Here is a 9,963-nt window from a genome sequence, read left to right as displayed (position 1 = left end):
GCACCCGGCGGGCCCGCACCGCCTCGGCCCGCAGCACGTCGAGCGCCCGCCGGCGGGCCGCGGTGTGCAGCCAGGCCGCCGGGTTGTCCGGGACGCCGTCGCGCGGCCAGTGCCGGCTGGCCTGCTCGAACGCGTCGGCGAGCGCGTCCTCGGCCAGCTCGAGCCGCCGGAACCGGCCCACCAGCAGGGCCATCAGCGGGCCCCAGTGCTGCCGGTGGGCCAGCTCCAGCGCGTCGGCGTCGGACGGCACGCGGCTCAGACCAGCTCGTCCACGGGCCGGACCTCGATGCTGCAGTCGGCCGGCAGCACCTCGACCAGCTCCAGCAGGGTGTCGAGGTCGGGGGCCTCCACGACGTAGAACCCGCCGAGCTGTTCGGCGGTCTCGGCGAACGGCCCGTCGGTCAGCACCGTGCGTCCGTCCCGGCGCCGCAGGGTGGTCGCCTCGGCCACCACCCGCAGCGCCTCGCCCGCCAGGATCCGCACGTCCGGGTGCTGCTCGACCCGCGCGGAGAAGGCGTCGTGCGCGGCGATGGTGGCCTGCTGCGCCGACTCGTCGGCCTCGGCCCAGATCCGCTCGTCCTGGTAGAGCAGCACCACGTACTTCACGACCCGACCGCCTGCCCGGCCGCGCCGGCCTCCGTCGCAGCCGGCTCCGGGTCGGGCACCACCGCCCGCACCTCGACCGCCTCGTCGCCGGCGAGCAGGCCGCAGAGGTCGAGCAGGTCGTCCAGGTCGTCGGTGCGCACCAGGTAGAAGCCGGTGAGCTGCTCGACGGTCTCGGCGTAGGGGCCCTCGGTGACGGTGACCGACCCGCGTCCGCCGCGCACCACCCGGGCCCTGCTGGAGTGCTCCAGCTCCGCGCCGCCGGTGATGGTGTGACCGCGCTCGGTCAGCAGCCGCATGAACTCGGTGTGCCGGGCGTAGACGGCGTCCCGGGTGGCCTGGTCGGCCTCGACCCAGGGGCGCTCGTCGCCGGGCAGCAGCAGTGCGTACTCGACGCTCACGGTGGTGTCCTCTCCTCGTCCGGGCGGCTGCGGACCAGCCTGCCTCACATCCCTGACGTCTGAGGAGGTCCGGGATCGACAGAGCCCGCCAGTTGTTTGCACTCACCAGGGGCGAGTGCTAAACATGAGTTGGCACTCGGCCAGCTCGAGTGCCACCGTCAGTCCGGTGAGGGGTCTTGTGCGGGCCCCGTCCGTCGCGGGCACCGCCTGACGAACAGCACACGACCGACATCAAACCCACGGGGCTGACGGCCCCTGACGCGGGAGGACTCCCGGAACACATGGCAAAGCTCATTGAATTCAACGTCGAGGCACGTCGCGGCCTCGAGCGGGGCATGAACACCCTCGCCGACGCGGTCAAGGTCACCCTTGGCCCCAAGGGTCGCAACGTCGTGCTGGAGAAGAAGTGGGGCGCCCCCACGATCACCAACGACGGCGTCTCGATCGCCAAGGAGATCGAGCTCGAGGAGCCGTACGAGAAGATCGGCGCCGAGCTGGTCAAGGAGGTCGCCAAGAAGACCGACGACGTCGCGGGTGACGGCACCACCACCGCGACCGTGCTGGCCCAGGCGATGGTCCGCGAGGGACTGCGCAACGTCACCGCCGGCGCCAACCCGATGGGGCTGAAGCGCGGCATCGACAAGGCCGTGGCCGCCATCAGCGAGCAGCTGAGCAAGGCCGCGGTCGACATCGAGACCAAGGAGCAGATCGCCGCCACCGCCTCCATCTCCGCCGCCGACCCGGCCGTGGGCGAGATCATCGCCGAGGCCATGGACAAGGTGGGCAAGGAAGGCGTCATCACCGTCGACGAGTCCAACACCTTTGGCCTGGAGCTCGAGCTCACCGAGGGCATGCGCTTCGACAAGGGGTACACCAGCCACTACTTCGTCACCGATGCCGAGCGCATGGAGACGGTGCTGGACGACCCCTACATCCTCATCGCGAACCAGAAGATCTCCAGCCTCAAGGACGTCCTGCCGGTCCTGGAGAAGGTCATGCAGTCGGGCAAGCCGCTCGTCGTCATCGCCGAGGACACCGACGGCGAGGCGCTGGCCGGCCTGATCGTCAACAAGATCCGTGGCACCTTCAAGTCCGTCGCCGTCAAGGCCCCGGGCTTCGGCGACCGCCGCAAGGCCATGCTGGCCGACATCGCCATCCTCACCGGTGGCCAGGTCGTCAGCGAGGAGATCGGCCTCAAGCTGGACGCCGTCACCCTGGACGACCTGGGCCAGGCCCGCCAGGTGGTCGTCACCAAGGACGAGACCACCATCATCGACGGTGCCGGTGACGCCGACCAGATCGCCGGCCGGGTCTCCCAGATCCGTGGCGAGATCGAGCGCAGCGACTCCGACTACGACCGCGAGAAGCTGCAGGAGCGGCTGGCCAAGCTGGCCGGCGGCGTCGCCGTCATCAAGGTCGGTGCGGCCACCGAGGTGGAGCTGAAGGAGCGCAAGCACCGCATCGAGGACGCCGTCCGCAACGCCAAGGCCGCCGTCGAGGAGGGCATCGTCGCCGGTGGTGGCGTGGCCCTGCTGCAGGCGTCCAAGGCGACCTCGCTGGACCTGTCCGGCGACGAGAAGATCGGTGCGCAGATCGTCTTCACCGCCTGCGCCGCGCCGCTGAAGCAGATCGCCGTCAACGCCGGTCTCGAGGGTGGCGTCGTGGCCGAGAAGGTCGCCAACCTGCCGTCGGGCCAGGGCCTCAACGCGGCCACCGGCGAGTACGTCGACATGGTCGAGTCGGGCATCATCGACCCGGCCAAGGTGACCCGCTCGGCGCTGCAGAACGCCGCGTCGATCGCCGGCCTCTTCCTCACCACCGAGGCCGTCATCGCCGACAAGCCGGAGAAGGCCGCTCCCGCTCCCGCCGGTGACGGCGGCATGGGCGGCATGGACTTCTGATCCAGCCCACACGCTCACGAGGGCGGTTCCCCGGTCGGGGAGCCGCCCTCGTGGCGTCTGGGCTCAGCTGCTGCCGAAGGCCTCGGCCCGGCGTCTGAGCTCACCGGGACGCCGGGCGCGGACGGCCGCCCGGAGCAGCCCGAACGGGACCACCGACGCCCCGTCGGGACGGTCCTGGGTGACGTGCGGGCGGCCGGCGAAGGCGGTGGGCGGGTTCGCCGGATCGGGTTCGAAGTAGTGCCAGCGGGCGTCCCGCGTCCGGCACAGCACCTCCCCGAGGTACCAGACGGCGCCGTCGACCAGCGGCGTCCGGGCGGCGGCGGAGACGGCCTCGGGGGAGTCGAGGTGCTCCAGCAGCACCGTCTCGAGGGAGTCGAGGGAGGCCGTGCTGAAGTCCCAGCTGCCACGGTGCTGCTCCGCCCAGCCGGCGAAGGCGGCCGAGCGCTCGTCCAGCCAGCCGGTCAGCCAGGCGGGCTGGGGCAGGTCCGCGACCCGCAGGTCGTCGACCGCGGGGGGCTGCTCCGCCCGGGGTCGCCAGTCCGGCTCGTCCCGGCGCTGCTGCGCCACCCCCTGCTCGACCGGTTCGACGACGGCGCCGAGCGGACGGCCGGCCGGAAGGCCCTCCCGCACCAGCCGGACGACCGGGACCGGCTCGAGGCCCAGGCGGGAATCCAGTGCCACCACCGGCCCGTCGCGGTCGTCCCAGCGCCAGCCTCCACCCCCGATCCGGAGCAGCACCTCGCCGAGGTAGGCACCGAGGGCCAGCACGTCGGCCTCGTCCTCGCGCTGCCCGGCCGTCGACCGGTCCAGCTCGGCCACCGAGTCGGTGGTGAAGTCGAAGGGGAAGTCGTCAGGCAGCTCGACGTCGCGGAGCCGGGCCAGCAGCACCGGCAGGCGGTCGACGAAGAGATCGAGCGGGGGCTGGTCGGCTGACACCCTGCCACCGTAGTGTGCGGCCCGGTCGTCGCCGTCGACGTCCCCGAGGATCTCCCGTGCCGAGCGTGCCCCGCCGTGAAAGGTTCCGATGCTCTCCACCCGTCCGCGACGAGGCGTCAGCCTGGTCGCCGTGCTGGCCCTGCTGGCCGGCACCGCTGTGGCCCTGCTGACCACCCCGTCCCCGGACGCCGCCGCGGCTCCGACCGGGCGCCTGTGCCGGGACGTGTACGGCATCACCGCGCCGGTGCCGCCGAAGCGGGACCGGCTGCCGGTCTTCGACGACGCCGTCGACCTCGGTGAGCTGGCGCTGGAGTACCTCAACCCGGCCGCCCCGGTGGAGGGTCTGGCCGAGCCCGACGCCGACGAGCTGGCCGAGTACGACGACGACACCAAGGGCAAGGATGTGGGCACCACCGACCACCTCTACTCGGCCCGCAACCGCTACGTGAACGGGCAGCTGCGCAAGCAGCAGCAGTGGGACGCCAACCCGCAGGGCCGCCGCCCGGTCGTCCTGACCTGGGACGCCTGGCTGGCCAGCTACGTGCGCGTCCACGACAACAACGCCCGCGGCAAGGCCTACGAGAAGCTCGTGATCGAGCGGCTCGGGTTCTTCGACGACGACTGGCTGTGCCAGGTGCAGATCGAGGTCGACGTGGACGGGCAGCGGCGCAAGGTCGTCGTCGACGCCTACAACCGGCGCACCGGGGACAAGCTCGAGATCAAGTCCGGGCCGGGCTACGACCGGCCCCAGCTGCGGGCGATCCAGGCGGCCAACCGGGCCGACGGCGGACGCGGGGCCTACGTCCACGGCCAGACCCCCTCCCGTGCGGCCGCCACGGCCATGCGGCAGTCCGGGATGATCTCCCACCCGGTGCGGGTGGAGGCCCGGGCGACCAACGCGGTCGCCCCGCGCGGGCCGGGCTCGGGCGTGTTCGCCGCCAACCCCGACCGTGGCTCGCAGGGTGCGGCCAACCGGCTCGCGGTCGGGTCGGGCAGCAACGCCGACCAGGCTCGCGAGGCCGCCCGTTACACCCGTGAGCTGCAGCGCCAGACCGGCAACCGGCTCGACGGGTTCCGCCGGCCCGGCGGTATCGACTGGACCTCGATGGAGCTGCGCTACCTGTCGGAGGACACCGACGGCGAGCTGGGCTACGCCTTCTCGGCCGAGGACGCCGCCGAGGAGGAGGAGAACCCCTCCTTCGGTGGGCTCGCGGCCACCCAGCTCAGCTCGGACGCGTTGTTCACCTGGCTGGCGCTCGAGCCCAGCACGTTCTGGGTCAACCTCAACCCCGACCAGCCGGAGACGGTGATCGACGAGGAGCTGGCCGGCACCGACGCGGGTCGGGTCCTGCTCGAGGCGGACCTGGAGCTGAAGCGGACGAACATCGACAATATGAACCCGGCCAAGACCGAGGCCGGCCGCAGGTTCTGGGACGCGCTGGAGGCGGGGGAGGACAACCAGCCGTGCTGGGACTCCTACCGGACCTGGATCGAGCCCCGCCCGGCCACCGTGCGTGAGCAGGACGGCGAGCTGTACATCCTCGACGCCCCGCTGGCGGTGCAGATCGAGCGGATGGACATCACCGGCCCCGGTCCCGGCGGGCAGGTCGGCTGCACCGCCCCCGAGGCCGAGCTCGTCCGCAACCTGGAGGTGATGCGCGAGCACGTGGTGCCGGCCACCGAGGAGGCGGTCAACACCGCACCCGAGTTCGCCGACCTGCGGCGGGTCTACCTCAGCCGGGTGGCGGCGGAGTGGGTGCGCCAGCGCAACGCCGAGCGCCCCGGCTCCTTCGACGAGATCATCGGCAGCGGGGACGTCAGCCGGTGGCCGGCGCGGACCGACTGGGACCCGCAGCAGGTCTACGACGACTACGTCGAGGACTTCCAGACCGTGCAGTTCACGGTCGAGCGGGAGCACACCGAGAACGGCCAGCCCGTGACCTACACCTTCTCGGTGGGCGGTGGCGTCGACTTCGCCGCGTCCCCGCGGGAGAACCTCAGCCGGGAGGAGTTCGAGGAGCAGCACGCCGAGCTGCCGCAGACCGTGAGCGCCTCGCGGCAGGACCCGGTGAGCTACGCCACCGACGACGACGCGGCGCCCACGTCCTTCCTGGGAGGGGCGGCAGCGGAGTTCATCGAGCCGGAGCCGAGCCCGGAGCCGACGCCCGAGCCGAGCCCGGAGCCGACGCCCGAGCCGAGCCCGGAGCCGACGCCCGAGCCGACTCCGACGCCGGACCCGACCACCGAGCCGGCCCCGACGCCGGACCCGACGACCGAGCCGACCCCGACGACCGAGCCGACCCCGACGACCGAGCCGACCCCGACCCCGGACCCGACGGGCGAGCCGACCTCGGACCCGTCGGTCGAGCCGACCTCGGACCCGTCGGACGAGGCGACCACCGAGCCGGCACCCGGGGAGCCGACCGACGAGCCGACCGCGCACCCGTCGGACGAGCCCGCGCCGGCTGACCCGTCGTCGGGTGAGGGCGACCTCGCCGACACCGGCGGCCCGGGAGCCGGTCTGGCCCTGCTCGGGGGTGCGCTGGTCCTCTCCGGCTCAGCGCTGGCGGTGCGGCGCCGGCGCGGCTGACCTTCCCGCAGGGGCCGGGGTCAGCGGTCGCCGACGTGGTGCACGACCAGCTCGCCGTCCTCGTCGAGGGCCACGACGTCGAAGCCGCGGGCGTCGGGCAGCGGGGACCGGCGTCGCGGGTCGAGGCGCTCGTCGGGTCCGCCGGCCGGGTCGGCGGCGGGAGCCGTCGGCCTCGGCGCGGGGGCTGGATCGGCGGGGGGCGCGCAGGCGACCAGGGCGACCCCGGTCAGGGTCGTGGCCACCACCGTCAGCACCGTCCGCACGCAGCCAGAGTAGGTCGGTCCGCGACAGGCCGGTGGTCGGTTCAGGCCAGCGCGGGCAGCAATGACGGGCCCGCCACCGCCCCCAGGACGGCGCTCAGCACCATCCAGGACCCGAACGGGAAGGCGGTGTGCCGGTCGGCACCCGCGGCGACCAGCAGCACCAGCGAGACCGCCGCGCCGAGCGCGAACCCGGCCAGCCCGCCGAGCACCAGGTGCGGCCAGCCCAACCAGCCGCAGCACGGCCAGGTCGAGCAGCACCGGCAGCGCCGCACCGAGCCCGGCTCCGGCATCCTCGAGGCGCTGGACGAGCGTCCGACGACGAGCCGCCGCTGCACTCGCTCGGCGGAGATGTCGGCGTCCTCCGGCGCGCCGGAACAGCGCGGACGGCCGCTGCTGGTCCACGATGAGTCCCAGACGCACGCCCAGGGAGGGGGCCGCCATGTCCGGACTGCTCGAGGTGCTGGTGCTGCACGCCGCCGACGCGGTGCGCGCGGTCGAGGGCGGGGCCGACCGGCTCCACCTGGTCGGCGAGCCCGACCCCGACGGCGGCTCGCCCGAGCCGCGGCTGGTCGAGGAGGTGTGCCGGGCGGTCGAGGTGCCGGTCCGGGTGACGCTGCGGCTGCGGGACGGCTACGGCACCGACGGCGGGGAGCTGGTGCGGCTGCGCGGGCTGGCCTCGGCCTACCGCGACGCCGGTGCCGAGGGGGTCGTGATGGGCTTCCTCGACGGCCACGGCGACATCGACACCGACGTGCTCGGGGCGCTGCTGGAGTGGGGCGACTGGCCCTGGACCTGCCACCGGGCGATCGACGCCGCGCTGGACTCCGACCGCTCCTGGCGGCGGCTGCTCACCCTGCCCCGGCTCGACCAGGTGCTCACCGCCGGGTCGGCCCGTGGTGTGGAGCAGGGGCTGGACGAGCTGATCGGACGGGCCCGCACCGACCAGCGCGTGGCGCAGCTGATGATGGCTGGCGGCGACCTGCACCCCGACCACGTGCCGTGGCTGGCCCGCGCCGGCGTCCGGGCCTACCGGATCGACCGGGACGCCCGTCCCGACCGGTCCTGGAAGGCCTACGTGGACGCCGCCATGGTGCGCTCCTGGCGGATCCTCATCGACGCCGAGGTGCGGCCGCGGGCCACCGCCTGAGCTCTGCGGACCACGCGGTACCGTCGCCGGGTGGTGGCGGTCAGGGTGGTGGTGCACGGACGCGTGCAGGACGTGACCTTCCGGGCGTCCTGCCGGCGCGAGGCGGAGCGCACGGGGGTCGCCGGCTGGGTGCGCAACGTGGTCGACGGCACGGTCGAGGCCCACTTCGAGGGGTCGGCCGAGCAGGTGGAGCACATGGTCGACTGGTGCGGCCGCGGACCGCTGCTCGCCTCGGTCAGCCAGGTCGAGCGGCAGACGGTCGACCCGGAGGCGCTGACCGACTTCCAGGTGCGCTGACGCTCAGAAGGCGAACGGCCGCTCCACCACCCGCGCGACGGCCCCACCGGAGCCGTAGCTGTTGAGCTGCGGGGTGGCGTCCGGGGTGGCCCGGCCCCGCAGCGCCCGGGAGAGGTCGTCGTAGGAGCCGGGGAACCCGCCGCCGGCCCACACCGAGGTGAGGTTGAAGGTGAACGCCGAGAGCGGGTTGCCCGCCGGGGTGGTCTGGTGGTCGGCGCACGCCGACAGCGTGGTCACCGTGCAGGGCAGCGGCTCGCCCTCGGGGACGGTGCAGGCCGCCGAGCGCACCGCGTCGTAGAGCTGCTTGTTGGTGGCGTACACCTGGGCACCCTCGGTGAACTTGTCGGCACCGACCAGGCCGTCGGCGTAGAGCCCGCCGAACAGCTCGGCGACCACCTCGTCGCGTCCCTCCTCACCGACCGGGGTGGCGCCCTTCTCCGGGGCCTCCCCGTCGAGGGCCCGACCCAGCGACGCGGTCGAGATCGGGGTGACGTCGTCCTCGGTGGTGGTGCCCAGCGGCTGGTTGCCCGCCGGTGTGGTGGCGGCCATCACCGACTTCACCCGGACGGCGTGCGCGGCGGCGACGTCGTCGGGCGACCGTCCGTCCACCAGGTCCTTGAACGCGGTGCCGGAGTGGCAGCTGTCGAAGACGACGTGGGCGCGCACCCCCGGGCGCAGGCTGCGCAGCAGCGCGTACAGCTCGTCGTCGACCAGCATCCGGTCGTGGAAGCAGGTGGTCTCGTCCATCGTGTCGGCCTCGACGTCGGCGGACTCGTTGGGGATCTGGCTGCCGTGGCCGGAGAAGCTGATCAGCAGCGCGTCCCCGGCCTGAAGCTGCTCCGCGGCGCTGCCGACCAGGCCGTACAGGGCCTCGGTGGTGGCCTCCTGGTCGACCAGCACCGCGGTGTCGTAGCCGAGCCGCCCGGCCAGGTCGGCCATCGCCCGGGCGTCGTTGCCGCAGGAGGGCAGCAGCATCTCCGAGCCGTAGTGCGCGGGATCGACCCGGTCGACGCCGAAGTGCAGCGCGATCCCGATCGGGTCGCGCGCCACCGTGCCGCAGAACAGGCTGTCCAGCTGGCCGAGCGTCTGGCGTCCCACGATGCCGTCGGCGACGAGCCCGTACTCGCGCTGGAAGGCGTCCACCGCGGCGAAGGTGCGCGGGCCGAAGTAGCCGTCCACCTCGTTGCCGGTCAGGTAGCCGGCGTTGAGGGAGCTCAGCGCCTCCTGCACGGCCACCACCGCCCCCCGGTGGCTCTCGCCCCGGCTGATCGGGCGCTGGTTGCTCTCGGCTGCGAGCAGCCGTTGGTGCGTGCTCGCGGTGACCACGCGGGTGAAGCGGTGCGACTGGAACATGACGGTCTCCTTCCGGCGCGTCAGGGCGCCCAGGTGTAGGTGGGGTCGGGGTTGGGCGACAGCGGGACCGGCACGCAGCCGAGGCCGACGAGGAACGCCCCGGCGGGCGCCGAGGGCGGCGGGGGCGGGGGAGGGGTGCCCGGGCGGACGAGGTCGGGCAGGGCGACCAGCTCGGCGGTGAGGACCAGCCGGCGCCGGACGGCCGGCTGCTCCAGCTGCAGCACCTGCCCGAGCGCGAAGTGCTGCAGCGCGACGGCGGGCCCGGGGGCCGTGACCACGGAGGCGTCGAGCTGGACCCGCTGCAGCGGGACGGTGGTCGACGTCTTGGCCGGCCGCAGCGACGTCGCGACCGCGCGGGTGACCTGCAGCTCGGGCAGGACGCCGCCGAGCTTCCCGGCGCGGACTCGCAGCCGGTCGGCCGGGCGGTACGGGTCCGGCGCTGGCGGCGGGTCGACCGTGCGGCCCGGCAGCG

Annotated in this window: 12 protein-coding genes; 4 read left to right on the top strand and 8 right to left on the bottom strand. The window is 73.7% G+C overall.

Annotation, left to right across the window (positions count from 1 at the left end; all coding sequences use genetic code 11):
- The 3 genes from DVA66_RS12355 to DVA66_RS12345 all read right to left on the bottom strand — a co-directional run.
- Positions 1 to 250 (bottom strand): sigma factor (locus DVA66_RS12355; protein WP_269801621.1); only part of this gene is annotated, 250 nt, incomplete at its 3' end.
- Between the two features lie 5 nt (positions 251 to 255).
- Positions 256 to 606 (bottom strand): YciI family protein, encoded by a 351-nt coding sequence (locus tag DVA66_RS12350; protein WP_114560360.1) that lies wholly within the window; start codon positions 604 to 606, stop codon positions 256 to 258.
- Positions 603 to 1,004: a YciI family protein gene (locus DVA66_RS12345; protein WP_114560359.1), complete on the bottom strand. Its 402-nt coding sequence runs from the start codon at positions 1,002 to 1,004 to the stop codon at positions 603 to 605. The genes DVA66_RS12350 and DVA66_RS12345 overlap by 4 nt, the downstream gene beginning before the upstream one ends.
- Positions 1,005 to 1,285: 281 nt before the next feature.
- Here DVA66_RS12345 and groL point away from each other — a divergent pair, with 281 nt between their 5' ends.
- Positions 1,286 to 2,905, top strand: a complete 1,620-nt coding sequence (groL, locus tag DVA66_RS12340; protein ID WP_114560358.1) for a chaperonin GroEL — start codon at positions 1,286 to 1,288, stop codon at positions 2,903 to 2,905.
- 63 nt (positions 2,906 to 2,968) lie between these two features.
- On the opposite strand, the gene DVA66_RS12335 is transcribed toward groL, so the two are convergent.
- Positions 2,969 to 3,841 carry a hypothetical protein gene (locus DVA66_RS12335; protein WP_114560357.1) on the bottom strand — a complete coding sequence of 291 codons (873 nt, stop codon included), beginning with the start codon at positions 3,839 to 3,841 and terminating at the stop codon, positions 2,969 to 2,971.
- An 88-nt stretch (positions 3,842 to 3,929) separates the two neighbouring features.
- On the opposite strand from DVA66_RS12335, the gene DVA66_RS21940 reads away from it, so the two are divergent.
- Positions 3,930 to 6,431, top strand: coding sequence for a hypothetical protein (locus DVA66_RS21940; protein ID WP_157973977.1), 2,502 nt, complete (start codon positions 3,930 to 3,932; stop codon positions 6,429 to 6,431).
- 20 nt (positions 6,432 to 6,451) lie between these two features.
- Here the strand turns inward: DVA66_RS21940 and DVA66_RS12325 are convergent, their stop codons facing one another.
- Positions 6,452 to 6,694 (bottom strand): hypothetical protein, encoded by a 243-nt coding sequence (locus tag DVA66_RS12325; RefSeq protein ID WP_114560356.1) that lies wholly within the window; start codon positions 6,692 to 6,694, stop codon positions 6,452 to 6,454.
- Between the two features lie 41 nt (positions 6,695 to 6,735).
- Positions 6,736 to 6,984 carry an A24 family peptidase gene (locus DVA66_RS12320; protein ID WP_157973976.1) on the bottom strand — a complete coding sequence of 83 codons (249 nt, stop codon included), beginning with the start codon at positions 6,982 to 6,984 and terminating at the stop codon, positions 6,736 to 6,738.
- A gap of 149 nt (positions 6,985 to 7,133) precedes the next feature.
- On the opposite strand from DVA66_RS12320, the gene DVA66_RS12315 reads away from it, so the two are divergent.
- Both DVA66_RS12315 and DVA66_RS12310 read left to right on the top strand, forming a co-directional pair.
- Positions 7,134 to 7,841: a copper homeostasis protein CutC gene (locus tag DVA66_RS12315; RefSeq protein ID WP_114560354.1), complete on the top strand. Its 708-nt coding sequence runs from the start codon at positions 7,134 to 7,136 to the stop codon at positions 7,839 to 7,841.
- A 30-nt stretch (positions 7,842 to 7,871) separates the two neighbouring features.
- Positions 7,872 to 8,138, top strand: a complete 267-nt coding sequence (locus DVA66_RS12310; RefSeq protein ID WP_232821931.1) for an acylphosphatase — start codon at positions 7,872 to 7,874, stop codon at positions 8,136 to 8,138.
- A 3-nt stretch (positions 8,139 to 8,141) separates the two neighbouring features.
- On the opposite strand, the gene DVA66_RS12305 is transcribed toward DVA66_RS12310, so the two are convergent.
- Positions 8,142 to 9,491: a peptidoglycan-binding protein gene (locus DVA66_RS12305; RefSeq protein ID WP_114560353.1), complete on the bottom strand. Its 1,350-nt coding sequence runs from the start codon at positions 9,489 to 9,491 to the stop codon at positions 8,142 to 8,144.
- Between the two features lie 20 nt (positions 9,492 to 9,511).
- A partial coding sequence (locus tag DVA66_RS12300; RefSeq protein ID WP_198671708.1) for a hypothetical protein occupies positions 9,512 to 9,963 on the bottom strand: 452 nt, incomplete at its 5' end.

This window comes from Desertihabitans aurantiacus, from assembly GCF_003344635.1.
Classification (GTDB): Bacteria; Actinomycetota; Actinomycetes; order Propionibacteriales; family Propionibacteriaceae; genus Desertihabitans; species Desertihabitans aurantiacus.
The sequence above is the reverse complement of the archived record's forward strand: the minus strand, read 5'-3'. Positions and strand labels throughout refer to the sequence as shown.

Bases quoted from the DNA above. Each gene is read 5' to 3' on its own strand.
- DVA66_RS12320 (WP_157973976.1), bottom strand. From the start codon at position 6,984: ATGCCGGAGCCGGGCTCGGTGCGGCGCTGCCGGTGCTGCTCGACCTGG.
- groL (WP_114560358.1), top strand. From the start codon at position 1,286: ATGGCAAAGCTCATTGAATTCAACGTCGAGGCACGTCGCGGCCTCGAG.
- DVA66_RS12315 (WP_114560354.1), top strand. From the start codon at position 7,134: ATGTCCGGACTGCTCGAGGTGCTGGTGCTGCACGCCGCCGACGCGGTG.
- DVA66_RS21940 (WP_157973977.1), top strand. From the start codon at position 3,930: ATGCTCTCCACCCGTCCGCGACGAGGCGTCAGCCTGGTCGCCGTGCTG.
- DVA66_RS12305 (WP_114560353.1), bottom strand. From the start codon at position 9,491: ATGTTCCAGTCGCACCGCTTCACCCGCGTGGTCACCGCGAGCACGCAC.